This is a genomic window from Halomonas beimenensis (genome assembly GCF_002549795.1).
GTDB classification, from domain to species: Bacteria; Pseudomonadota; Gammaproteobacteria; order Pseudomonadales; family Halomonadaceae; genus Halomonas; species Halomonas beimenensis.
Window position 1 is genome coordinate 1,456,080 of sequence record NZ_CP021435.1, and the last position, 24,748, is coordinate 1,480,827.

A 24,748-nucleotide genomic window follows, 5' to 3' on the forward strand; every position below is an offset into this window, starting at 1 on the left:
TCGAAGATATCGTGTCGTCGCCCCGAGAAATCGCCCCCGAGTCGGTCAGCCGGCTCGGGGGCTTTCTATTGGTGCTGCCTGGGGCGGCGGGCAATAGGTCAGGTCAGGTGTCGGCCGGATAAGCTCGCGGATCAGGTGCATCCGGCGAAGCCACGGGACATGGCCATGGTAGATGCGCTAGCGCTTATCTCCCCTACGAGGGCTACGGGGGTGTCGGAGCCTGAGTGGTGGACTGACGCTTACCCCTACCTGGGCTTCGAGAGAACTCACGCACCGGCGCCTCAACTCAGCGATGCAGCCAGCAGGCCGAGCGGTGATCGCGCCGCGGTGAAAAGTCGGGGGGATCCTCGACGTCGCACAGCCCGGCCATGAAGTGCGGGCAGCGCGGGTGGAAGCGGCAGGCCGCCGGCGGATGCAGCAGGCTCGGGGGCTCGCCGGCGGGCACCTCGCGCAGCCGGGTGGCGTTGGCGGCGTCGGGGTCGGCGATGGCGGCGAGCAGCGCCTGGGTGTAGGGGTGCTGGGGGTGATCGAGCAGGTCGTCCACCGGCGCGCTCTCCACCACGCGCCCGGCGTACATCACGAAGATGCGCTCGGCGTAGTGGCGCACCGTGGAGAGGTCGTGGGTGATGAAGGCCAGCGTCAGCCCGCGCTCGCGCTGGATGTGCCGCAGCAGCTCGAGGATCTCCACCCGCACCGAGGCGTCGAGCATCGAGACCGGCTCGTCGGCGATCAGCAGCCGCGGGGCGAGGATCAGCGCCCGGGCGATCACCACCCGCTGCTGCTGGCCGCCGCTGAGCATGTGCGGGAACTGATTGAGGAAGGCCTCGGCCGGTGACAGGCGCACCTCCTCCAGGGCCGCGCGGATGCGCCGCTCGCGCTCGGCCCGGTCGCGCACCCCATGCACGATCAGCGGCTCGGCGAGGATGCGCCGCACGTCCAGGAAGGGCGGCAGGGCCCCGTAGGGATCCTGCTGCACATAGCCCACCTCGGCCCGGTAGGCCTTGAGCGCGCGCCCCTGGAGCTCGCCGAGCGAGCGGCCGGCGAAGCGCACCTCGCCGCGGGTGGGGCGATGCAGCCCGAGCAGGGTGCGCGCCAGGGTGCTCTTGCCGCAGCCGCTCTCGCCGACGAAGGCCACCGCCTCGCCGGGCGCCAGGGCAAACTCGACGCCGTCCACGGCCCGCACCGCGCCCACGCGCAAAAAGCCCCACTGGCGCAGCTCGAACCAGGTGTGCAGGTCGCGGGCGGCGATCAGCGGCGCCTGATCGTCGGCGCCATGGGCGGGGGACGAGGTCATGCGCCACCTCCGGCCGGGGCGTCGTCGGCGTGCAGCCAGCAGCGGGCCCGGTGGCGTTCGCCGAGCCGGAAGGCGGGCGGGTCCTGGGCGCAGCGCGCGAAGCGGTACGGGCAGCGCTCGGCGTAGCGACAGCCACCAGGCGGGGCGGCCAGGCTGGGCGGCTCGCCGGGGATCGCCTCGGGGCGGGCCCGCTGGCGCAGGCGCGGCACGCTGGCCATCAGCATCCGCGAGTAGGGGTGTGCCGGTTCGGTGAAGAAGCGTTCGGCATCGGCCACCTCGACGAGCTGGCCGGCATACATCAGCGCCACCCGGTCTCCCAGCTCGCTGGAGGTGGCCACGTCGTGGGTGATCAGGATGAAGCTGGTGCCCAGCTCGCGCTTGACCCGCTTCAGGGCGTTCATGATGCTCGCCTGGGTGAGCACGTCCAGCGCCGAGGTGGGCTCGTCGAGGATCACCAGCGCCGGCTCGGCGACCAGCGCCATGGCCAGCACGGCGCGCTGGCGCATGCCGCCGGAGAGCTCGAAGGGGTAGCGGGCCAGGAAGTCCGTGGACACCCCCACCAGCTCGAACACCTCCGCGGCCCGGGCCAGGGCCTTGCCCCGGGGCCAGCCGCGCAGCACCCGCAAGGGCTCGGCGACCTGCTCGCCGACCCGCACCACGGGATTGAGGGCGTTCATCGAGGCCTGCATGACTAGCGCCAGGCGCGACCACTGCACCTCGCGGCGGAAGCGCTCGTCGGGCAGCGCCGTGACGTCGACGCCGTCCAGGGTGACCCGCCCCGCCGTGTGGTGGACGTTGCGCGGCAGCAGGCGCATCAGCGCCTTGGCCAGCGAGCTCTTGCCGCAGCCGGATTCGCCGAGCACCACCAGCGCCTCCTGGCGGTGCAGGTCGAAGCTCACGCCGTCGACGGCATGCACCGCCCCCTGCCGGGTCTGGTAGTGCAGCTCCAGCCCCTCCACGCGCAGCAGCGTCCGGTCGCGCATCACAGGCTCCTCAACCGCGGGTTGAAGACGCGGTCCAGCGCGAAGCCGAGCATGGCGAAGCCCAGCCCGGTCAGCATCAGCAGCACCGCCGGCGAGATCACCCAGTAGTAGTAGCCGTTGTAGAGCGCGCTCTGCGACTGGGCATCGTTGAGCACCTTGCCCCAGGTGGGCAGCAGCGGGTCGCCCAGGCCCAGCACGGCCAGCGAGGCCTCCAGGAACACGAAGGTGGGAATCAGGGTGACGAAGGTGGGGATCAGCACCGGCAGGATGCGCGGGATCAGGTAGCGCAGCACGATGCGCGCGTTGCTTGCCCCATAGGCCCGGGCCGCCTCGATGTAGGGCGCCTCGCGGATCGGCAGCAGCATCGCCCGGTACATCTTGATGCCGGCGCTGAAGATGCCCAGCACCACCACCACCCCGAGCATCAGCCAGATGCTGGTCGAGTAGAGGGTGCCGACCATCACCAGGATGGGCAGGATCGGCAGGATCATGTTGACCTCGGTGAGCCGCTGGATGGTGGCGTCGACCCAGCCGCGGTACCACACCCCCACGGCGGCGATCACCAGGGTGGTGACGGTGGTGCCCACGGCCGCCAGCAGGCCGAAGGCCAGCGCCACCGGGGTGCCCCACATCAGCGCCAGGGCGAGATCCCGGCGCTGGTGGTCGGTGCCGGCGATGCCGTGCACCCGGCCGTAGAGCACCAGCTCGGCATCGCAGGCCGCCGCCTCGTCGAAGACCAGCACGTCCAGCCGCAGCGTGTAGCGCCCGGGCAGCACCCGCGGCTCGGCGCCGGGCGCCGCCGCGCTGCCCGGCTCGGCCAGCAGGCCGATGTGCGGCACCAGGCCGTCCAGCCGGCGCTCCAGGGCCCGGTCCTGGGAGAGCGCGATGCGCTCCCGCGCGCCGATGCGATACCCGCCCAGTCCCAGCTCGCGGCCGTCGGGCGTGCGCCAGGTCAGCCGCGCGAAGGGCGGCTGCGCATGGCCCGGGGCGTGCAGGAAGAGGTTCAGTTCGCTGGGGAAGCCGCCGGCCTCGTAGTCGAAGGCCAGCGGGATGCGCAGGCGGCGCCCGCCTGCGAAGGCATGCTCCTCGACCGGCGCCGAGGCGCTCTCGACGACCAGGGTGTGCGGCGCGTCGCCGCCGGTGAGGCGGTCGAGCCACAGTGGGGCGGCGTTGACGGGATTGCGCTGCCAGGCCTCGCTGCCGCGCCACTTGGCCAGCGCCTCGCCGTAGGGGATGGCGATCGGCGTGGCGAGCGCCAGCGCCACCAGGGCGGCGATGATCGCGAGCCCCAGCAGCGCCGACGGGTAGCGGCGCAGCTCCCGCCAGCCCTGCCGCCAGCGTCCGCCCGTCATCGCGGTCCTCCTTCCAGGCGCACGCGCGGGTCGAGCAGCGCGTAGAGGATGTCGAGCAGGAACACCGTCGCGGCGAGCAGGTAGGCGAAGATCACCACGCCGCCGATGATCACCGGGGTGTCGCGGTAGCCGATGGCCCGGAAGAGCAGCGAGCCCAGCCCCGGCCAGTTGAACACCTGCTCGAGGATGATGGCGCCGCTCCACAGCCCGATCAGCATCAGCAGGAAGCTGGTGACGATCGGCGACAGGGTGGGGCGCAGGATGTAGCGCCGCTCGATGAGCCGCGACGGCAGGCCCTTGGCGCGGGCCATCTCCACGTAGTCCTCGCTGGAGTGGATCAGGAAGAAGGTGCGCCAGGAATAGATGGAGATGAAGATCTGCGACAGGAACATGGCCGCCACCGGCAGCAGCATGTGCCGCACCACGCTGGCGGCGTAGGCCCAGCCGTCTTCCGGCGGCGGCACGGCCACCATGCCGCCGGCGGGCAGCAGGGGGACCACGAAGGCGAAGACCAGGATCAGGAAGATGCCGTAGAACCAGCCCGGCGCCGCCGAGCTCGGGGCCAGGGCGACCACGCTGCGGTCCAGCGGGCCGCCGTAGCGCCGCGACAGGAACAGCGCCACGAACACCGAGACGAAGAAGACCAGCAGGTTGGCGGTGCCGAACAGCAGCAGGGTCGCCGGCAGGCGCTCGACGATGATGTCGTAGACGTCGCGGGAGCCCCGGTCGCTGTGCATCTGCTCGGCACGCCCCAGGTCGAGACGCAGCGCCTGCTGCAGGTAGTCGACGCTGCGCACCAGGAAGGGCTCGTCGAGGCGCAGCCGCTCCACTTCCAGCGCCACCTGCCGCTCGATCAGGTCGTTGCGCTCACCGGGCGAGAGGTCCTGGAAGGCGGGATCGGCCCGCACCGCCTCGGCGGCCTCGCTGCGGATCTGCACGCGGCGCAGGTCGTCCACCTGGCCCCCCATGTTGGCGATGACGATGGTCAGGTAGACCCCGACCAGCACGGTGACGAACAGCGCCAGCAGCCGCTTGACCGTGTAGAACAGCAGCCGGCGCAGGTCGCGCCATCCGCCGCGGCGGGCGGTAGGCTCGGGGGCGGCCGCTCCCCGGCGGGCGCTCATGGCGAGGCCTCCGTGCCGCCGGGCGGCACCGTGGCGAAGACGTGGGAGGCGAAGGCCGGCAGGGCCACGCGGTGGCTGGTCACGGCGACCTCCAGGCGGTTGGCCCCGACGCCCAGGGCGGCGAGCGTCGCCGACGAGGGGGCGATCCGCCAATGCCCGGGGGCGCCGCCCGGCTCGGCCTCGCCGCGCTCGACCAGGGTCCCGCGGCCGTCGAAGAGCAGGAACTGCACCCGGTCGATCGCCTGCGGCGGGTAGGGCTCGCCCTCGAGGGTCACCGCCAGGCGGAACGTCGCCGCACCGCCCCCGTCCGCCGGGCCGGGCGCCGTGACCAGGGGGCCGTCGAGGGCGAGCTCCGGAATCGCGGGACGGGTGAAGCCCTGCCACTTGTCGGCCGGGTCGGGGAAGTCGCGGAAGCGCTCGAGTACCAGGCTGCCCGCCACGGGGTGGACCGAATCGAGCAGGAAGGGGCCGTTGCCGATCCAGAAGTGCCCGCGCTCGGCATGCCAGTCGGCGAGCGCCCGATAGCGGGCGGCGATCTCCTCCTCGTCGAGCAGCTCGTCGAGCATGCCGGGGAAGGGCGAGGCCGTACGGTCGCGGGCCCACTCGAGGTGGCGCGCGAGGATCGGCACGCTGGGCCCGGCCACCAGGCTCATCCAGTCCACCCGCCGTCGGTCCGCCTTGTTGGAGGAGAACGCCAGCTCACCCTGGCGCTCGGCGAAGATCCCCAGGGCCAGGGCGTGCCACGGCTGCGGCGCGGGGGCGCGGGTGGCCACCAGGGTCTCGGCATCGGGAAAGCCCTGATCGCTGTACACCTCGATGACCAGCGGGTCGCGGGAGACGAGGTGCCAGCCGCGGAAGTGGCGCCGGAAGACCTCGAAGGTGGGCAGGTAGGCCGGGTCGAACAGTCGGCTCGCCTCATCGGCCCGCTCGAAGGCCAGGATCCACGGCAGCACGAAGTCGGCCAGCGACAGTGGCGAGCCGTCGTGCCAGCGCTGCTCGAACAGGTCGGCGTCGTAGCGCACCCGGACCCGGGTGCGGGCGGTGAGGGGCGCGTCGTGGGCCTCGCCGACGCTGACGAAGCGCCCCGCCTCGACGTCCCAGTCGATCCAGGCCGCCTCCGGCACGACGATCTGCTCCGCCGTCGAGACGCTCAACCAGTCGAGGCTGCGCGCGATCGTCACGTCTTCCTGCACGGTCACCGCGGCCCGCACGATGCGCTGGGGCCGGTAGAGCCCGGTGAAGGGATCGGGCAGGGCCACCGGGTCCTGGGTCGCGCGCATGATCATCTGGTCGAAGATCCAGTTGCTGCCCGCCACCGGGTTCCACGGCTCGGTCAGGAGTCCCGGCGTGCCGAACACCATGCGTCCGCCCACCCGGTCGGCATAGCGCAGGGTGTAGGGCCAGAGCGCCGAACCGGCGAGCCCCCCGGCGAGATCGACGGCGACCTCGACGTCGGCGGCCCGCGCCGAGGCGTTGAGCTGGTCGACGAGCCAGATCCGCGCCGAGTCCTGCATGGCCAGCTCCAGGGCCCGCGCCATCATCGCCTGGCGCTGCTCCCAGTCGCGGTAGTCGCGGCGCTGCAGGCGCTCGGCGAGCTCGTCGAACTCCGGGGCCGGCGCGTAGGCCTGCCACAGGGGCTCGGCGCGCCCACGGGGGGTGTAGTAGAAGCTGAAGACCTCCGCCTGATCGCGCTGGATGACGATGCTGATCCAGCCGCCGGTGTAGAGGTGCCAGCGCCCGGCCCTGGGGTCGGTGGCGATCCAGATCCGTGAGGCCTCCTCGGCGGTGCGATAGCGACGCTCGACGACGAAGCCCAGCTCCGCCAGCAGGTTGGCGGCGTAGTCGCCGACCTGGCGGCGTTCGTCCTCGGTGCGGATCAGCACGATCAGGCGCACCGGCTCGCCTTCGTAGTGCCATAGGCCCTCGCGGAGCTCCGCGCCGAGGGCGGCCATCTCGCAGTGGATCGCCTCGCGGGCGGCGTCGGGGTCATGGGCGTAGCGCAGCTCCAGCTCGCGGGCCGTGGCGGCCAGGCGCGCATAGTCGGGAAAGGCGGTGGAGAGCGGCAGGAAGCGCGGCTCGGCCAGGCCCCCGTAGAGTTCCTGAGCGATGTAGTCGCGATCCACAAGGCGGTTCAGCGCCTCGCGAATGGCCGGCACATGGAAGGGGTTGAGGGTGCCGTCGGCCAGCTTCGGCCCGGCCGGGTTCAGGGTCAGCTCGCTGGAGGTGCCGTAGGAGAGGTCGTAGCCGGCGGCCAGCGAATCGCGCAGCCGGCGGAAGACGCCGGGATTGGAGATGCCCTGGGTGAAGACCTGATGGGTGCCCGCCTCGGTCAGGCCGGTGACCCGGCCCGCCTCGTCCTCGCGGGTGAACACGACCTGATCCACCAGCGCCCCGCGGCGGGCGCCAAGGTCCACCTCCGCGCTCGCCTGGCCCATGGCCGGCGCGCTCGACGGGCCCGGTTGACGCAGTGCCACCGCGACCACGCCCACCAGGATCAGCGTCGCGCCAAGAAGCCACAGACCTCTCATCGATCCACCGTCGGCCACGTCCCCGGTTGCCCGCCTTTCCCTTCACCCTAGGCGAGTTCGGCCAACGGGGACAGGCCGCCCGACCAGGGCCGTGTCTGCCATACTCGGCGTTCGACCGCCACCGGGGAGTCAGGATGATGAGACGGTACCTTCTCGCGCTGTGTGCGCTGCTCGTGCTGATGACGCCTGCCGCTCACGCGGAGCGGAGCGTCGCGGCCCGCTATGCCGAGCCGGTCGAGCGATACGGCCATTTCGCCCTGGGACGGCCCCATGAATATGCGCGCCTGGTCGCGACGACCGACGCCGGACGGGAAGCGGTGCTGGCGTTGCCCAACGATGAGGTGTTCGAGGACCTGGCGCCTCGGCTCGTGCGACTCACGGATCGGGCGGAGCCGGCCTGGCTGGTGATCGTCAGCTCCCGTGACGGCGGCTCGCGGCTGGCGCTGGTCGGCCTCGAGGACGAGCGGCTGGCAATCGTGGCGCAGTCGGCTCCCATCGGCAGGCCCAACCGCTGGCTCAATCCGGTCGGCGTCGCCGACCTCAACGGCGACGGCGAGGCGGAGATCGCCGCGGTGACCACGCCCCACCTCGGCGGGGTGCTGAGGGTCTATCGGCGCCGCGGCGAGCGCCTGGTGGAGATCGCCTCGTTAGGCGGCTTCTCGAACCATGTCTACGGCGCCTCGGAGCTGGGCCTGTCGAGGCCCGCGCGGATCGAGGGACGCATGCGGCTCCTGGTGCCCGACGCGCGGCGGGAGAGCGTGCGCGCCATCATGCTGAGGGACGGAGCGCTGGTCGAAACCGAGCGCTGCCCGTCGAGCGAGCCGATCACGGGCCCGGCGGCGCTGGATGCGTGCGAGCGGCGCCTGAACCGGGGCGCGTCCGAGCCCCAGGAATAACGGCGCGACATCGAGCGCCGGATGGCCTGATTCGCGCCCGTCGCGTTCTACTCCTGGCCACGTCGTTGCGGCCGCTTCCCGTGGAGGTTGCCGATGGGCGCTACCCCCATCAGGCGCAGCAGGCCGTTGCGACAGGCCCTGAGCCAGGGGTAGAGGCGGGCGGCGTGCCGGGGGCTGGCGAAAAGGCGATACATCAGCCGGTTGAACACGCCGCTGCGGGTACCGAGCAAGGCCAGGCGATGCAGGGCCTCGCCGCCGTGGTACCAGCGATAGCCGACCTGCAGGGCGAAACCCTGGTCCAGGTCGATGCCCCGGGCGCTGAGCTCGCGGCGCGCCTCGCTCTCCCGTCGCCCGTCGATCAGCTCGAGCTCGCCGACGTCGCGGCGAATGCGCTGCCAGCGCACATAGCGCCGACACATCGGGCAGTCGCCATCGTAGACCAGGCGCAGCCGGTGCTCCGAGGGCGGGGCGGCTTGGGGCGTGCCGGGACGGCCGTCGATCTCGCTTGCGGGGGCTTGCGTCTCGGGCTCGTCTACCGGCGCGTCGTCCTCCAGCGGCGCGATAACGGCGATCTCCAGGCGGAAGGCCCCGGCGCGGCGGTCGGCGATCAGCAGCCCGAGCTGGCGGATCTCCTCCGGCACCAGGGGCGGGGCGTCCTCCAGCACCCGGCCGCGGAAGACCGGCTCGAACGCCGCCTAGGGCAGGGCGATGCGCCGCCATTCGCCCGCCTGCGGCTGGAAGCCGGCCCGATAGGCCGCCCCATCGGCCAACCGGTGGGTGTACAGGCGCAGCTGGTAGCGGCGACCGTCGCCGCGCACCGTCAGCCGCAGCCCCGCCCGGCCCACCGTCGGGGCCGCCTGCGGCGCGCGCCGCACCGAGGCGAAACCGCCGCCATGCTCGAGCGACAGCGTCCCCGTGAAGACGCCGATGCCCGCCTCGTGGCGCATCTCGCTCTCGGAGACGCCGCCCATGACGTCATCGTTGATGGCGCGCCAGTGGCGGACCTCGTCGGGCTCCCGGAAATCGATCGATCGTGACACAGCGTGCTCTCTTCGCGATGGGCGCCTTCCAGCCTACGCCGGCCCCGCGCGCCGGGAAACCACCGGCGTGTGGCCCGCAGTCGGCTCAAACGCTCCTTCAATGGTTCGACAGGCGTGCCGATGATGCCCGTGGTCCACCCTGACCCTTCTATTCGACCGGGATCTGATGCCAATCGCTCCATGACTTGCATCAACCGGCAGGGGGATGTCGAAACTGTTCAGTCCCCATGAGGTTTGCCTAGGATTACCAACGAAGGCCGATGAAGACGGCTAAAGGGAATGCATGGACTACCGAGGAGTGGAGGCTGCGCCGTCGACTCGTGCAAGGTAGGCGGCGTTAGCGTGACGGTTTTCCGCGCATAGCGAGTAATTCAAGATGCTGAGCACTTGGACAAGGCGTTCCCCGCCGCGAGGGTATTGATCGGGGTGGTTTTCACGCTCTTTGTCACAGCCGTGCCTGAACCACACGGGTGCTCGGATGTAAATGGGTCGGTAACCGGTCTTTCGATAGACCTATCAGGAAAAATATGCTGTTGTTGCAGTGAAAAATCGCGCTGCTGGAACGCCTTCGATGACGCTTCTCCGCCCCATAGAAAGTCGCCAGGTGCGATACCGCATTGTAGTGAGGGTTGCCTTATGAAAGACGGTCTCATTCCCGTTGGTTTGCTTCTCTTTATTGCCTTGTTTGCCTATGCCATGGTTCATTCGGCACGAAAGCAGAGAACGGCCAAAAAGAACATCTTTGAGGAATTCGCACGTGAGCAGGGGTTGTCATATCTGGATGAAGACGATGGAAGGGTTCAGGAGTTCGCACAAGACTTTGATGGAATCGGGAGATTTTTCTCACCCTCTCTTGGCCGAGTGATACCAAAGGATGTCGTCAGTGGAAAAGAAAACTTATCAAGGACTTTCCTGTTCCGTCATAGCATTCGGTATTCAGCCGGCTGGGCGAGAGAGTGGTTCGTCGCTGGGTTAATTACGAACGATCATGTTGCGGACCGTTGTGCGGTGCAGTTTTGTAAAAAAGGATCGGACAAGAGTACGATGTACCTTCAGGACGACATAGTAAAAGAGCAAGCTATTGGATCTTTCAAAGTGGTGGTCAGGTCGAAAAGCTCTTCGTGTGCGGGGAGGTTGTTGGACGAGCATGTCCTGAAGCAGTTGGTGAGCTTTGCCGAGGACCTGCCTTTCAGGCCAGAAATTCAATTCCGGGGGAAGCGCATGATCGCGTATCTGGCTGATCGGAATGCAGTGGTCGATGATGTGAACAGCTTGAAGAGTCTATTCGAGTTTACCAAGAAAGCCGCTGGCATCTGAGGTTCACCATAGGGTCTCCGAAAATCCTGGGTATCAATGCTTTAATATAAGGAAAGTGGCCTGGAGAAGTGCGGCCTGGGGAGAGGCAGGTCCTGACCTGGCGTCCAATGTGCTTAGGCGCCAGTTACAAAGTGGAATAGCCTGAGCCAAAACAACTTTCTTCCAGAGGCTGATGAGTTTCCTGCTATGCTGGAATTGGTTCCCTTGCTGATTTCGTGGATATGATTGATCTGTTATTTCATACGTTAGGAAAAATAAACTGGAGTCCCTGGCCATGCCTAGAATCATAGAAGCACCCACGATGATCGAAGCGGACGGAAACAAGCCGAAGCAGATTCACGAGTATGTGGGTAGGGTGAATACCGGGCATTCCGAGTTGAGCGTGGCGCGGATGGTGTCGCCTTCGGGATGGGCCGAACCCGGCCAGCGCCCGGAGTTCATGGAGATCACCGTTGTCCTGAAGGGCCGGGTTCACCTGGAGCACGAGGGAGGCGAGTTTGACATCGCGGCCGGACAGGCCGTCGTCACCGAGCCCGGCGAGTGGGTTCGCTACAGCACCCCGGATGCTGGCGGTGCGGAATATGTCGCGGTCTGTCTGCCCGCCTTCTCCCCCGAGACCGTGCATCGAGACGCCTGATGCCAACCTTCGGTGCTTCCGGGGGTCCAATGGAGCTCGAGACCGCCACACCTTGATTTCCATGAACCTATGCGGCCAGTGACCGGTTTGCCTCGTCATGCGGTTGCCTTCGGGCTGGTGCCGATCGTCCTCTGTGGCCTGCTCGCTCCCGGCCCGAGCTACGCCGACGACTGGGCACTGCAGAGCCTGAGCCTGCGCGCCCGAGTGTCGGAGAAGACCCTGCTGGGGAAGGAGGCGCCGGAGGACTTCAAGGAGTACGACCTGTCGGCCAACGTCGCCTTGCCATGGGAGCGCTACTCCGCGTCGGGCTGGGGGATGGGCACCCGCTTGATGGCCAGCGCCGGAGCGTTGCGGGGATCGGGGGAAAACGCCCTGGTCGTGTCGCTCATCCCCGAATGGACGCTGGGAAGCGAGGACGGGCGCTTCCTCCTGGACCTCGGAGCCGGTGTCGCCCTGTTCAGTCGGCATCGCTTCGGGGAGCAGGATTTCGGGGGGCCCTTCCAGTTTGCCCTGAGCCTGGGCGTCGGCGCGCCGCTGTATCGCCAGCTGGGGATCGGCTATCGGTTTCTTCACTATTCCGATGCCGGCGTGAACGGGCCCGACACGACGGGCGCGGATTTCCACATGGTCGAGTTCCGCTACCGATTCTGATCCTCCTCGGCCTGACGCCTGTCGGCGCCTCCCAGCGGGAGGCCGGCCCGAGCGGAGCGTTCCCCTCCCTGGCTCGCCCGTGGTGGTGATTTTTTAGCCACCCGCCCAAGACGACGCCCCCCAAAAGCTGGATAATGGCGGGTTACGCGCCACAGTCGCCCGAAACCACATATCCGGTGCTTCGTCAATGGAAATCAAGGTCAACTATCTCGACAACCTCCGGCTGGAGGCCAAGTTCGACGACTTCACGGTCATCTCCGACCAGCCGATCCGCTACAAGGGCGACGGCTCGGCCCCCGGGCCCTTCGACTACTTCCTGGCGTCGTCGGCCATGTGCGCGGCCTATTTCGTCAAGGTCTACTGCAACGCGCGCAACATCCCCACCGAGAACATCCGGCTGTCGCAGAACAACATCGTCGACCCGGAGAACCGCTACAAGCAGATCTTCAAGATCCAGGTCGAGCTGCCGGAGGACCTCTCCGCCAAGGATCGCGAGGGCATCCTGCGCTCCATCGAGCGCTGCACGGTCAAGAAGGTGGTGCAGACCGGCCCCGAGTTCCAGATCGAGACGGTGGAGAACCTGGATGAGGACGCCCAGGCGCTGCTGATGGCCGAGCCGGAGGAGGGCGCCAGCACCTGGATCGAGGGCAAGGACCTGCCGCTGGAGCAGACCATCGCCAACATGACGGGCATCTTCGAGCGGCTGGGCATGAAGGTGGAGATCGCCTCCTGGCGCAACATCGTGCCCCACGTGTGGTCGCTGCACATCCGCGACGCCTACTCCAACATGTGCTTCACCAACGGCAAGGGCGCCACCAAGGAGAGCGCGCTGTGCTCGGCGCTGGGCGAGTTCATCGAGCGCCTGAGCTGCAACTTCTTCTACAACGACCAGTTCTTCGGCGAGGAGATCGCGAACAGCCGGTTCGTCCACTACCCGAACGAGGAGTGGTTCCAGCCGGGGCCCAACGACGAGCTGCCCGAGGGCATCCTGGACGACCACTGCCGGGCGATCTACGACCCGGACGGCGAGCTTCGCGGCTCGAACCTGGTCGACACCAACTCCGGCAAGGTGGAGCGGGGCATCGTCTCCATCCCCTACGTGCGCCAGTCGGACGGCGAGACGGTCTACTTCCCCTCCAACCTGATCGAGAACCTCTTCCTCAGCAACGGCATGAGCGCCGGCAACACCCTGCCCGAGGCGCAGGTGCAGTGCCTGTCGGAGATCTTCGAGCGGGCGGTGAAGCGCCAGATCATCGAGGAGGAGATCACCCTGCCCGACGTGCCCCTGGAGGTGCTGAAGAAGTACCCGGACATCCTCGAGGGCGTCGAGGCGCTGGAGGCCCAGGGCTTCCCGATCCTGGTCAAGGATGCCTCCCTGGGCGGCCAGTTCCCGGTGATGTGCGTCACCCTGATGAACCCCAAGACCGGCGGCGTCTTCGCCTCCTTCGGCGCCCACCCGAGCTTCGAGGTGGCCCTGGAGCGCAGCCTCACCGAGCTGATGCAGGGCCGCAGCTTCGAGGGCCTGAACGACTTCCTGCCGCCGACCTTCAACTCCCTGGCGGTGTCCGAGCCGAACAACTTCGTCGAGCACTTCATCGACTCCTCCGGCGTGGTGTCCTGGCGCTTCTTCAGCTCGAAGGCCGACGTCGAGTTCGTCGAGTGGGACTTCTCGGGCACCAACGAGGAGGAGGCGGCGACCCTGTTCGGCATCCTCGAGGAGCTGGGCCTGGAGGCGTACCAGGCGGTCTTCGACGACCTGGGCGCGCCGGTGTGCCGCATCCTGGTGCCGGGCTACTCCGAGGTCTATCCGGTGGAGGACCTGGTCTGGGACAACACCAACAAGGCGCTGCTGTTCCGCGAGGACATCCTGCATCTCCACGAGCTCAGCGACGAGCGGCTGGCCGACCTGCTGGAGCGTCTGGAGGAGACCCAGATCGATGACCACGAGGACATCATCACCCTGATCGGCATCGAATTCGACGAGAACACCGTCTGGGGCCAGTTGACCATCCTCGAGCTCAAGCTGCTGATCAACCTGGCGCTGGGCCAGCACGAGGACGCCCTGGACCGGGTGCAGATGTTCCTGCAGTTCAACGACAACACCGTCGAACGCGGGCTCTTCTACCAGGCGGTGAACGCGGTGCTGGAGATCGCCCTGGACGACGAGCTGGAGCTGGACGACTACCTCTACAACCTCCGGCGCATGTTCGGCGAGGACACCATGGACGCCGTGGTCGGCTCGGTGGACGGCAGCGTGCGCTTCCACGGCCTGACCCCGACCAACATGCAGCTGGAAGGGCTCGAGAAGCACCAGCGCCTGATCGAGAGCTACAAGAAGCTGCACGCGGCCCGCGCCGCCCTGGCCGCCCAGCCGTAAGCCGAGCGCGTCCTCGCGCGGCCCATGTCGAAGCCCCCGAGTCGGTCCGCCGGCTCGGGGGCTTTGCGTTGGGGCCCTAGCCCAGGTCCTTCAGCGGGCGGGCGAGCAGTTCCGAGACCACGGTCGGCATGAACTCCCGGGGCAGGGTGATGGCATAGAAGTTCTCGTAGACGTTGGGCAGCCGGGCGAAGCGGGTCAGCCGCCCCTGCTTCAGCTCATCCTTGACCACCACCTCCGGCAGCACGCTCAGCGCGCCGCTGTCCCGGGCCAGCAGGCGCAGCATGGCCATGTCGTCGGCCTCGGCGAGGATCTCCGGCTCGTATTGATGCAGGCTGCAGAAGCCGTCGAAGGCGCGGCGTATCTCGTGATGCTCGCCGGGCAACACCCAGCGCAGGCCGGCGTAGCCCTCGGGGAAGGCGGTGCCGGGGTCGGACCCCGGCGGCCCGAGAATCGACAGCGGCTGGCGGGCCAGCAGCTGGCTCTGCCAGGCCGCCTGGGGCGAATCGGAGGGGGGCAGTTGGGTGTTGGTGAGCACGACGTCGAGCTCGTGCCGGGCCAGGCCATCGAGCAGGTTGGCCATGCCTCGGGCGTGCAGGCTGAAGTGGACCTTGTGCTCGTCCAGGTCGAGCAGGGGGGCGATGAACCCCTCGATGAAGTTGCGCGACATGGTCGACAGCATGCCGATCCGCAGGCGCTGATACTCGGGTTCGATGCCTCGGCTGATCAGTGATTCCAGCTCCTCGCCCTTGGTGAAGATCACCTCGGCATAGTTGAACACCTGCCGTCCCGCCTCGGTCAGCACCAGGGTGCGATTGCGCCGCTCGAACAGCGGCTTGCCCATCCGCTCTTCCAGCTTGCGGATCTGGGCCGACAGGGCGCTCTGCGAGAGGTGCAGCGACTCGGCGACCCGCGTGAGCTTGCCCTCGCGGGCCACGCGCCAGAAATAGTAGAGGTGGTGATAGTTCAGGCGGCTCATATCGTTCTCTCTTGTAGAACAATACATCAATTTATATCTATTTTAATTCAAGAAAGGCAGGCCGGATACTGCTCGCTCCATGGATCATCGGAGGCATTCCATGCATTGGAACGAGCTGTTATTCACCTTCCTGCTCTCCCTGGTGCCCGCCATCCTGGCCCTGGGCGCCCTGGCGAGCGCCCGCCAGCCGAGCGGGCGGGCCTGGCGCACGGCCCGGGCCGCTACCCTGGGCGGGCTGCTGCTCTCGGCCTCGTTGCTGGCGCTGGGCCTGTCGCAGGTCCTGCCCGCGGTGACCGGCTGGTGGCAGACCACGCCCCTGCAGCTGATCATGCTGCTGCTCGCCAACTTCATCGCCTTCGTGGTGGTCCGCTACAGCGCCACCTATCTGCAGGGCGAACCGCGTCAGCCGCGCTTCGTCGCGCTCGCCCAGGCGGTGTTCGCGGCGGTCAGCGTGGCGGTGCTGAGCGACCATCTCCTGGTGTTCCTGGCCGCCTGGCTGGGCATCGGCCTGGCCATGCATCAGCTGCTGATGTTCTATCCCGACCGGCCCCGCGCGGCCCTGGCGGCCCACAAGAAGTTCCTCTTCGCCCGCGGCGCCGAGCTGTGTGCCCTGGGGGCCTTCCTGCTGCTGTACCTGCACCACGACAGCGCCCGGATCAGCGACATCATCGGCGCCTACGCGGCACCGGTCGAGGCCTTGTCCGCCGGGGAGCAGGCGGCGGCCTGCCTGCTGGCGCTGGCGGCGCTGATCAAGTGCGCCCAGCTGCCCCTGCACGGCTGGCTGATCCAGGTGGTCGAGGCCCCCACGCCGGTCTCGGCGGCGCTGCACGGGGGCGTGATCAACCTCGGCGGCTACCTGCTGCTGCTGTTCTCCCCGCTGTTGCTGCAGTCCACCCCGGCCCAGGCCCTGATCCTGGTCGTCGCGGGCGTCGGCAGCGTGCTGGCGGCGCTGGTCATGATGACGCGCATCAGCATCAAGGTCCGGCTGGCCTGGTCGACCAGCGCCCAGATGGGGCTGATGCTGGTCGAGATCGCGCTGGGGCTGGTGGAGCTGGCGCTGCTGCACCTGCTGGCGCACTCCTGCTACAAGGCCTACGCCTTCCTCAGCTCCGGCGAGGCGGTGCAACAGGACCTGCTGCGTCGCCAGGCCCCCGGCCGCCGTCCGACACCGGCGCAGTGGCTCGCGGCCGGCGTCATCAGCGTCGCCCTGGTGGCGGGCCTGGCGGCCACCGTCCGCGTCGTCTCCGACTCGAGCGCCTTCGAGGTGTTCAGCCCCTGGGTGCTGCTGGCCCTGGCCCTGACCGCCTTGCTGGCCGAGCGGCGCGGCCCGCTGGCGTCGGGAGCCGGGGCGGGTTTCCTCGGCCTGGCCGCGCTGGTGGTGCTCGCGTACTTCGGCCTCAAGTCGCTGTTCGCCGTCCTGCTGCCCCCCGTGGAGCATACGGCCCCGCTGTGGGCGGACCTCTGGATGAGCGCGCTGTTCGTGCTGCTGTTCGCCGGCTACTGCTTGCAGCGCCATGGCCTGCACCACCGCTGGGTGCAGACGCTCAACCTCTACTGCTACGCCGGGTTCTACCTGGACGAGTGGGTCACCCGTAACACCCTGAGACTCTGGCCACACCAGCTGCCCGCTCGGATCAAGGCCAAACGACTGCACGCCACCACCGGGGAGGGTTCACCATGACGAATCTCGAAAACACCAAGGTCGCCTGGATGTCCCGGGTCGAGGAGGGCGATTACCCGCCCCTGACGCCGGCGCATGAGACGGCCCTGGAGCAGGCCTGTGCCAGCGTGGCGCCGAGCTGGCCCCTGGATCGGCTGATCGCGGTCAGCCCCTTCTGGACGATGCGCGGGGAGGCCTTCGCCAGCGTCTCCGCCCGGCTCTCGGCGCTGGGCAATGTGCACTGCCTGATGCCGCCGAGCCATTACCTGGCGCGCCGGCAGCGTGGCGAGATCACCGATCACCACCTGGAGCAGGCGGCGGAGCGGATCGGCTATCGCGGGCCCTACCGGAACCTGCTGAACGTCGTCGAGGAACTCGGCCGCCTGCCCCACTGGCACAACATCAGCGACCTGGTGGACGCGCGCCGTGACCGGCAGCACAAGATGGCCTGGCGCGACGAGATCACCCACCAGATCAGCCAGTTCTGCGCCGCCTTCTTCCAGGACGACGGACCGCTCAACGCCCAACGGCTGAACGCTCCCGCCGGCAAGCGGCTCTATGGCCACTGGCGGGACATGACCCTCAAGGATCGCGGCATCGCCATCCTGATGGGGGAGCCGGGGCTCGGGCGCTACTTCGAGACCCTGCCGACCTCCGAGGCCGGCCTCTTCCAGGCCGCGGTCGCCGAGCTGGATCTCGACGCCAGCCGCTTGAGCGCCTATGCCCAGGCGCTGCTGCTGGACATCAATGGCTGGGCCGCCTGGGTGGCCTACCAGGACTGGCAGCAGGACCTGGCGTCTCCCGGGACGCCTCGGACGCCTTCCGCCATGCGCAGCCTGCTGGCCATCCGGCTGGCCTGGGAGCTGGTGCTGTGGCGCTACACCCGGGAGACGGACCCCGAGCAGGCCGCGCGCCTGACGGACCTCTGGCGCCGCGAGCTGGTGGAGCTGCCGGAGCGGATCGCGCGCCATCGCCGCGCCCAGCAGCCCCTGTGGGTCTGGCAGCTCGCCAGCGAGCTGGCTTACCAGCAGCCGCTGCACCGGGCCCTGAGCGAGTCGGTGCGCGCGGCAGCACCGAGTGCGACGCCGCCACAGCTCCAGGCGGTGTTCTGCATCGACGTGCGCTCCGAGCCGATGCGCCGGGCGCTGGAGCGGCAGAGTCCGGCCATCCAGACCCTGGGGTTCGCCGGCTTCTTCGGGCTGCCGCTGGAGCATCGGCCGGGCGGCGCCGAGATGGCTCAGCCCCACCTGCCGGGCCTGCTGGCCCCCCGGGTGACCCTGAGCAGCGGTTCGGCCGAGGGCGATCGCCGCTCGGCCCGGCGGCTCAACTGGCAGGCGCGCCTGCAGGAATGGAGCCGGGCGGCGAGCGCCACCTTCACCGCCGTGGAGGCCGGGGGGCTGCTGTACGCCGGCAAGCTCCTGCGCCGTTCGCTGGCCCCGGGGGCACGGCCTTCCCCCCTGGCCATGGATCGGCTCGACTGGCACTGGCGGGATACCGGGGAGGCCCTGACCCTGGACGACAAGGTGGGGCTCGCGCGGAGCGTGCTCGAAGCGATGGGACTCACCGAGGGCTTCGCGCCCCGGGTGCTGTTGGTGGGCCATGGCAGCCACAGCGCCAACAACCCGCATGCGGCGGGGCTGGAATGCGGCGCCTGCGGCGGTCAGTCCGGCGAGGTCTCGGTGCGGGCCCTGGCCCGGCTGCTCAACGAGCCGGCGCTGCGCCGTGAGCTGGCCGATAGCGGCATCGCCATCCCGGAACGGACCCGTTTCGTGCCGGCGCTGCATCACACCATCACCGACCGGATCGGGTTGCCGGAGGGCGAAGCCCCGCTGAGCCCGGACGAGCGGCAATGGCTCGACCGGGCCGGGGCCGAGGCGCGGCGCGAGCGTGCCCCGTCCCTGGGGCTGGCGCCGGATGGCCCGCAACTGGCGGAGAGGCTCGATCGCCGCGCCGGGGACTGGTCGCAGACCCGGCCGGAGTGGGGGCTGGCCAACAACGCCAGCTTCATCGCCGCCCCGCGCCGTGTCACCGCCCCCATCGACCTGGCCGGGCGCAGCTTCCTGCACGACTACGACTGGCGCACGGATCCCGACTTCGCCCGGCTGGAGCTGATCATGACCGCCCCCCTGGTCGTCGCCCACTGGATCAACATGCAGTACAACGCCTCGACCCTGGACAACCGGAAGCTGGGCAGCGGCAACAAGGTGCTGCACAACGTGGTCGGCGGACACATCGGCGTGTTCGAGGGCAACGGCGGAGACCTGCGCATCGGCCTGCCGATGCAGTCGCTGCACGACGGCGAGCGCTGGCGGCACGACCCCCTGCGCCTGAGTGCCTACCTGGCGGCGCCGTCCGAGGCGGTCGATGCGATCATCGGGCGTCACGAGATGCTGCAGTCACTGGTGGCGAACGACTGGCTCCACCTGTTCACGCTCGATGACGCCAGCGGCGAGATCCTCGCCTATCGACAAGGGGATTGGGTCGCCGACTAGTGCGACGCCCGGCGTGACATCCACCAGGCAAGAGCAAGCCCCCGAGCCGGTCACCCGGCTCGGGGGCTCGTCGATACGAGACGTCGTGGCGAGGCTCAGGCCAGCTGATGCCTGGCGGCGCGCGTCGTGTTCAGGAGCAGGCAGGCGATGGTCATCGGGCCAACGCCGCCGGGCACCGGGGTGATGGCTCCCGCCTTTTCGGCGACCGCCTCGAACGCCACGTCCCCCACGAGCTTGCGCTTGCCCTCCACCTCGATGGCATTGATGCCGACATCGATGACCGTGGCCCCGGGCTTGATCCAGTCGGCGTCGACGAGTTCCCTGCGACCGGCGGCGGCGACCACGATATCGGCGTTGCGGCACAGCGACTCGATGTCCTGGGTGCGGGAATGCGCGATGGTGACGGTGCAGTTCGCCTGCAGCAGCAGGGCCGCCATCGGCTTGCCGACGATGTTGGAGCGACCCACCACCACGGCATGCTTGCCGCTCAGGTCCGGATGCACCTGACGCAGCATGATCATGCAGCCCTGGGGCGTGCACGGCACCAGCGATGCCTGCCCGGCGGCGAGCGCCCCGACATTGAGCGGGTGGAAGCCATCGACATCCTTGGCCGGGTTGATGGCGGCGATCACTTCCTCCTCATCGAGGTGCGACGGCAGCGGGAGCTGTACCAGGATGCCGTGCACCCGAGGGTCATGGTTCAGCCGCTCGATCAGCTGATTCAGGTCACCCTGGGTGGTCTCGGTGCCGAGGCGGTGCTCGATGGAGCCCATCCCCGCTTCCTTCGCCCGCTTGACCTTGTTTCTCACGTACACCTGGCTGGCGGGATCCTCACCCACCAGCACCACGGCGAGCGTCGGCTCCACGTCGTGCTCGGCCTTGAGGCGTTCGACCTCGGACGCCACCTCCTGGAGCACCTGGTTCGAGAGCTGTTTTCCGTCGATGAGTTGCGCCATGGTCGCCTCCACTCCTACTTGAAAATGACGGTCTTGTTGCCGGACAGGAAGACCCGGTGCTCGGCGTGCAGCTTCACGGCACGGGCCAGCGCGACCGTCTCGGTGTCGCGACCCAGGGCAACCAGCTCTTCCGGGTAGTAGGCATGATTCACCGGTTGCACGGACTGCTCGATGATCGGGCCTTCATCCAGGTCGGCGGTCACGTAGTGCGCGGTGGCCCCGATCAGCTTGACGCCGCGCTCGAACGCCTGGTGATAGGGTTTGGCGCCCTTGAAGCCGGGCAGGAAGGAGTGATGGATGTTGATGGCGCGCCCGTGCAGCTTCTCGCAGAGGTTGTCGGACAGCACTTGCATGTAACGGGCCAGCACCACCAGCTCCGTGCCGGTCTCGTTGACGATATTGAGCAGCTCGGCCTCCTTCTCCGGCTTGGTCTCCTTCGTCACCGGGAGGTAGACGAAGCGAATGCCTTCCCGTTCGGCGATCGGACGCAGGTCCAGGTGATTGGAGACCACCGCCGTGATCTCGATGTTCAGCTCTCCCTTGCGGTGACGGTAGAGAAGATCGACGAGGCAGTGATCGAACCGGGAGACCATGATCAGGACCTTGGTCGGGCGGTGGGCATCGTGCATGGCCCATTCCAGGCCGAACTTCTCCGCCAGGTCGACGAAGCCGTCACGCAGGTCGTCGATGGTGTGGGAAGCATCCGGCAGGATGCTGAACACGCTCCGCATGAAGAACTGGCCGGTGACCTTGTCGTCGAACTGCGCCAGCTCGACGATGTTGCAGCCACGATCCGACAGGTAGGAGGTGATGCCGGACACGATGCCGGTCCCGGTTTCGCAGCTGACGGTGAGGACGAATTGGTTGTTCTGGTCCAGGGAGGTTGTCATGACAGGAAGCCCTATGTCGTAATGGTTGTTTGCCGCTACCCTAGAGGGTCACCTCGGCCCGCTCATCGTGTCGAAGGCCTTGGGACCCCTGGTTCAGTGGGTTGTCAGGTTTGTCATCCGAGTCTGCACGCCCGCCCTCATGCGTATTCCCTCTCGAGGGCGGATTCGCGGGAGGGAGTCCATGGCGCTCGGTCGCCCAGCACCCCGGATCTCTCGATGATGTCGGCGACGGAAGACTCCTGGCGATGGGCCATGACGTGGACGCCGCTGACCCCCTCGATCTCCCGCAGCTGCTGGATCATCTCGATGCAGATGTTCCGGCCCTCCGCCTTCTGATCCCTGGCACCCTCCAGGCGACTGATGATGGCATCCGGAATGTGAATCCCCGGGACGTTCCTGCGCATCCAGTTCGCCGTGCGTGCCGAGGCCAGCGGTCCCACCCCGGGCAGGATGAAACACTTGTCCAGCAGGCCCAGATCCCGGGAGCGTGCCATGAAGGTGCGGAAACGCGGCAGGTCGAAACAATACTGTGTCTGAATGAACTGCGCACCCGCCGCAATCTTCTTCGCCAACCGATGAGGGCGGAAATCGAAGGGCGGCACGAACGGGTTCTCTGCCGCCCCGAGAAAGACCCTCGGCGGATCGCTGAGCTTCCTTCCGCTGGCGAACACATGCTTGTCCCGTAACCTGGCGACCGTCTCCAGCAGCGACATGGAGTCGAGATCGAAGACCGGCTTGGCTTCCGGATGATCCCCCACCTGCACGCCATCCCCCGTCAGGCAGAGGATGTTGTTGATGCCCAGGGCGGCGCCGCCCAGCACGTCCCCTTGAATGGCGATCCGGTTCCTGTCCCGGCAGGAGACCTGCATCACCGTCTCATAGCCCATCCGCGACAGCAGCGCACACATCGCCACGCTGGACATGTGACAGTTGGCCCCGGAGCCATCGGTGGCGTTCAGGCCGTCCACGTAGCCGTCGAAGACGCGGGCCCGGGCGTAGACCTCCTCCGGGTTCGCCGCATCGGGGGGCGCCAGCTCGGCGGTGACGGCGAAGTGCCCGGCCCTCAGCACGCGCTCCAGCCGTCCGGCAGAGCTGTAGCCCGGTGTATCGGATGCCAGGTGGCCACGATCGGCCCCAACGTTCATGTTCACTGTGACGCCTCCTCGTGCCCTGCCTGTTGATCCGATGCCCCACGGGCCACGCGCAGCCAGGACGAACTGCCCTTCAGGCGATGATCCACGGGCAGTTGAACCACCTGTATCGCGTCGCCTTCCTTCATCTTCCGACTTCCCTCCCAGGCCTCGACCCAGACACAACGCTTCTCGGGGTACACTTCGCAATTCCCGTTCTGCATGACGCCTCCACAGGGGCCGTTGCGCATGGTCTTGGGGCAGTTCATCGAACAGGACATGCCGGTAGAGCTGAGGATGCACTGACCACACATCTGGCAGTCGAACAGCAAGCCCTTGCCGAGCTTCTCCAGCTTGCCCATTGGCCTTTCGGCACGCTGGTAGCCCACCGACTTCCACAGCGGATGCAGCTTGACGATCACCGGTTCGAAGGCCCGATAGGTGAGCTCAAACAATCTCGCGTGGCGTGCGGCCCATAGACGAACGGAATACACAAGCCTCTCCTGCCACGGCAACGCCGCCGTGGAGCCAATCGTTGCTTCCTGGGGGCGTGAGACGTCTCTCGGGCATCGCTGGCCATCGATCGGCCAAGGCCGGGATGGCTTCCTCGAGGAGGTGCCGTCAGCCGAGGCACCCCTTTGATGTTCCGATAGCACTCACGCGTCCAGCCAATGTAGGGAAATCGCCGGGTGGGATGGCCCGCGATCGTGGCTAGCAAGCCTCGATCGGCGATCCCGGGCCATCATGACCGAAGATCCGCGATCACGCGGATGCGGCGATTCTCTTCTTGGGGTCGAAGAACGGCTTCTCGACCACCACGGCCTTCGCCGGACCCGACAGGGTCTGCACTTCCAGCTCGGTGCCGAGCCGGGACTGTGCGACGTCCACCATGGCCAGGGCGATGTTCTGCTCCAGGCGCGGGGAGTAGACCGCAGACGTCACCTTGCCGACGGTCTCGCCCCCATGGCTGAGCGGCCAGAAGGAGGTGTTCGGGCCCTTGAGGGGCGCCCCCTCGATGCGCAGGCCGACCTGCTTCCGGCTCACGCCGGTCTCGCGGATACGCTTCAGCGCGGCCTTGCCGATGAAATCGGCCTCCATGTCCGGATTCACCAGACGGTCCATCCCCAGTTCGTAGGGATTGGTTTCCATGTCCGCATCGGCGTGATAGGAAAGCATGCCTCCTTCGATGCGGCGGATGGAGGAGGTATGACCGGGCTTCAGGCCGAAGGGCAGGCCTGCCGCCATGATCTTCTCCCACAGCTCGTCGCCGCGGGAGCCGTCCTGAAGATACAGTTCATAGCCCAGCTCGCTCGACCAGCCGGTGCGCGAGACGATCAGCGGAATGCCGTCGAGTTCGAGCTCGCGAAGCCAGTAGTAGCGCAGGTCCATGATGCCGTCTCCGAAGAGCGTCTTCATGATCTCGCCGGATTGCGGACCTTGCAGTTGCAGGGGAGAGACATCGGGTTCGCGAATGGTGACATCGAGCCCGGAGTTGATCGCCACACCCTGTGCCCACAGCAGGATGTCGCTGTCGGCCAGGGAGATCCAGAAATGATTCTCTGCCAGGCGCAACAGGATCGGGTCATTCAGGATGCCACCGTCGGCATTGGTGATCAGGATGTATTTGCACTGTCCGACAGCCATTTCCGACAGATCGCGCGGGGTCAGGTACTGCACGAACGTCGCCGCATCCGGACCCGTGATCTCCACCTGACGCTCGGCGGCGACATCGCAGAGGATCGCATCGTTCACGAGGTTCCAGAAGTTCTGCTCCGGGTCCCCGAAATCGCGCGGGATATACATGTGGTTGTATACCGAGAATGCCGTTGCGCCCCAACGTACTGTCGCGTCAAAGTAGGGAGACTTTCGGATCTGGGTGCCGAAACCAAACTCAGCCTTTTTTTCCATTTGCACTACATTGCTGGGCGACACGTTTGTCATGCTGATCACCTTTATTGTGATGTTGAATTCATCGTGCTGCGCGAACTCGCGTATTCGGCACGGCTCACTATAGCCCCACAGGTCATCGAAACGCGGCCTAAAAGCACGGCAAAACTAGGATGAACAGGCCAAATTGGTGGCGCTGCGCAGACCGTTTGGTCCGGCGCCGGCGAGGGCCCGCCGCGCCCCCCGTGGAGCTGCCCCTCGCGACCTGGCGATGCCCGCCGGCGCGAGGCGCGAGGGCGACCCGAGCGGGCTTCGAGCCGCGACAGGCCGCGGCTGGCAGGGACGTCCCGACAGGCCGACACACGGCCGGGCACGACCCGGCCCTCGGCAAGGGGCAGGGCGGGATCGCAGAGGGGGCGTTCAGGAATGGCAACGGGTGCCGGGAGGGGAGGTCAGGCCGAGGCAGCCCCCGAGGATGGACGGGCTGGCGAGGCCAGCGGCCGCCGGGCCTGTGGCCTCGTGTCGGAGGCCCAGGGGAGCCTGCCGTGCGGGTCGGCC

19 protein-coding genes and 1 pseudogene are annotated in these 24,748 nt (G+C 67.8%); 7 read left to right on the forward strand and 13 right to left on the reverse strand.

What is annotated here, in order from left to right:
- Window positions 1-286: 286 nt before the first annotated feature.
- From BEI_RS06930 to BEI_RS06950, 5 genes are read right to left on the reverse strand one after another with little or no spacing between them, the layout of a single operon-like run.
- The gene (locus tag BEI_RS06930; protein WP_097788830.1) at window positions 287-1,294 is read right to left on the reverse strand and encodes an ABC transporter ATP-binding protein; all 1,008 of its coding nucleotides are present in this window, start codon (window positions 1,292-1,294) and stop codon (window positions 287-289) included.
- Entirely contained in the window at window positions 1,291-2,277 is a 987-nt protein-coding gene (locus BEI_RS06935) for an ABC transporter ATP-binding protein (protein ID WP_097788831.1), read from the reverse strand. The genes BEI_RS06930 and BEI_RS06935 overlap by 4 nt, the downstream gene beginning before the upstream one ends.
- Complete coding sequence (locus BEI_RS06940; RefSeq protein ID WP_097788832.1) at window positions 2,277-3,629, reverse strand: ABC transporter permease; 1,353 nt, start codon at window positions 3,627-3,629, stop codon at window positions 2,277-2,279. Before BEI_RS06940 ends, BEI_RS06935 begins: the two co-directional genes overlap by 1 nt.
- Window positions 3,626-4,753, reverse strand: a complete 1,128-nt coding sequence (locus BEI_RS06945) for an ABC transporter permease (RefSeq protein ID WP_097788833.1) — start codon at window positions 4,751-4,753, stop codon at window positions 3,626-3,628. The genes BEI_RS06940 and BEI_RS06945 overlap by 4 nt, the downstream gene beginning before the upstream one ends.
- Entirely contained in the window at window positions 4,750-7,281 is a 2,532-nt protein-coding gene (locus tag BEI_RS06950) for an ABC transporter substrate-binding protein (protein WP_097788834.1), read from the reverse strand. The genes BEI_RS06945 and BEI_RS06950 overlap by 4 nt, the downstream gene beginning before the upstream one ends.
- Window positions 7,282-7,415: 134 nt before the next feature.
- Here BEI_RS06950 and BEI_RS06955 point away from each other — a divergent pair, with 134 nt between their 5' ends.
- Window positions 7,416-8,177, forward strand: a complete 762-nt coding sequence (locus BEI_RS06955; RefSeq protein WP_097788835.1) for a hypothetical protein — start codon at window positions 7,416-7,418, stop codon at window positions 8,175-8,177.
- A gap of 47 nt (window positions 8,178-8,224) precedes the next feature.
- Here the strand turns inward: BEI_RS06955 and BEI_RS06960 are convergent, their stop codons facing one another.
- Window positions 8,225-8,785, reverse strand: a complete 561-nt coding sequence (locus BEI_RS06960; RefSeq protein ID WP_265331687.1) for a DUF393 domain-containing protein — start codon at window positions 8,783-8,785, stop codon at window positions 8,225-8,227.
- Window positions 8,759-9,217: pseudogene (locus BEI_RS06965) on the reverse strand (CIA30 family protein); the annotation flags it as partial. The gene BEI_RS06960 and the pseudogene BEI_RS06965, both read right to left, overlap by 27 nt.
- Before the next feature lie 636 nt (window positions 9,218-9,853).
- Between BEI_RS06965 and BEI_RS18935 the strand changes: the two are divergent.
- The 4 genes from BEI_RS18935 to BEI_RS06985 all read left to right on the forward strand — a co-directional run bounded on the left by BEI_RS18935 (window position 9,854) and on the right by BEI_RS06985 (window position 14,199).
- Complete coding sequence (locus BEI_RS18935) at window positions 9,854-10,534, forward strand: hypothetical protein (protein WP_153045769.1); 681 nt, start codon at window positions 9,854-9,856, stop codon at window positions 10,532-10,534.
- Between the two features lie 301 nt (window positions 10,535-10,835).
- Window positions 10,836-11,171 (forward strand): cupin domain-containing protein, encoded by a 336-nt coding sequence (locus BEI_RS06975; protein WP_227644622.1) that lies wholly within the window; start codon window positions 10,836-10,838, stop codon window positions 11,169-11,171.
- A 69-nt stretch (window positions 11,172-11,240) separates the two neighbouring features.
- Window positions 11,241-11,822: an acyloxyacyl hydrolase gene (locus BEI_RS06980; protein ID WP_097788838.1), complete on the forward strand. Its 582-nt coding sequence runs from the start codon at window positions 11,241-11,243 to the stop codon at window positions 11,820-11,822.
- 187 nt (window positions 11,823-12,009) lie between these two features.
- A complete protein-coding gene (locus BEI_RS06985) occupies window positions 12,010-14,199 on the forward strand; it encodes an OsmC domain/YcaO domain-containing protein (protein WP_097788839.1) in 2,190 nt (729 codons plus the stop codon).
- A gap of 76 nt (window positions 14,200-14,275) precedes the next feature.
- On the opposite strand, the gene BEI_RS06990 is transcribed toward BEI_RS06985, so the two are convergent.
- Window positions 14,276-15,175: a LysR family transcriptional regulator gene (locus BEI_RS06990; RefSeq protein WP_097788840.1), complete on the reverse strand. Its 900-nt coding sequence runs from the start codon at window positions 15,173-15,175 to the stop codon at window positions 14,276-14,278.
- A 100-nt stretch (window positions 15,176-15,275) separates the two neighbouring features.
- Between BEI_RS06990 and BEI_RS06995 the strand changes: the two genes are divergently transcribed.
- Window positions 15,276-16,856: an NADH-quinone oxidoreductase subunit L gene (locus BEI_RS06995; protein ID WP_097788841.1), complete on the forward strand. Its 1,581-nt coding sequence runs from the start codon at window positions 15,276-15,278 to the stop codon at window positions 16,854-16,856.
- Window positions 16,853-19,327 (forward strand): YbcC family protein, encoded by a 2,475-nt coding sequence (locus BEI_RS07000; protein ID WP_097788842.1) that lies wholly within the window; start codon window positions 16,853-16,855, stop codon window positions 19,325-19,327. Before BEI_RS06995 ends, BEI_RS07000 begins: the two co-directional genes overlap by 4 nt.
- Before the next feature lie 95 nt (window positions 19,328-19,422).
- Here BEI_RS07000 and folD read toward each other — a convergent pair whose 3' ends face one another.
- The 5 genes from folD to BEI_RS07025 all read right to left on the reverse strand — a co-directional run bounded on the left by folD (window position 19,423) and on the right by BEI_RS07025 (window position 24,244).
- Complete coding sequence (gene folD / locus BEI_RS07005; RefSeq protein WP_097788843.1) at window positions 19,423-20,283, reverse strand: bifunctional methylenetetrahydrofolate dehydrogenase/methenyltetrahydrofolate cyclohydrolase FolD; 861 nt, start codon at window positions 20,281-20,283, stop codon at window positions 19,423-19,425.
- Window positions 20,284-20,297: 14 nt separating this feature from the next.
- Window positions 20,298-21,173, reverse strand: coding sequence for a formyltetrahydrofolate deformylase (purU, locus tag BEI_RS07010; RefSeq protein WP_097788844.1), 876 nt, complete (start codon window positions 21,171-21,173; stop codon window positions 20,298-20,300).
- A gap of 137 nt (window positions 21,174-21,310) precedes the next feature.
- Window positions 21,311-22,318, reverse strand: a complete 1,008-nt coding sequence (locus BEI_RS07015; protein ID WP_097788845.1) for a methylenetetrahydrofolate reductase — start codon at window positions 22,316-22,318, stop codon at window positions 21,311-21,313.
- Window positions 22,319-22,320: 2 nt separating this feature from the next.
- A complete protein-coding gene (locus BEI_RS07020) occupies window positions 22,321-22,797 on the reverse strand; it encodes a methylenetetrahydrofolate reductase C-terminal domain-containing protein (RefSeq protein WP_097788846.1) in 477 nt (158 codons plus the stop codon).
- Between the two features lie 268 nt (window positions 22,798-23,065).
- Window positions 23,066-24,244, reverse strand: coding sequence for a glycine cleavage T C-terminal barrel domain-containing protein (locus tag BEI_RS07025; RefSeq protein WP_227644625.1), 1,179 nt, complete (start codon window positions 24,242-24,244; stop codon window positions 23,066-23,068).
- Between the last annotated feature and the right edge of the window lie 504 nt (window positions 24,245-24,748).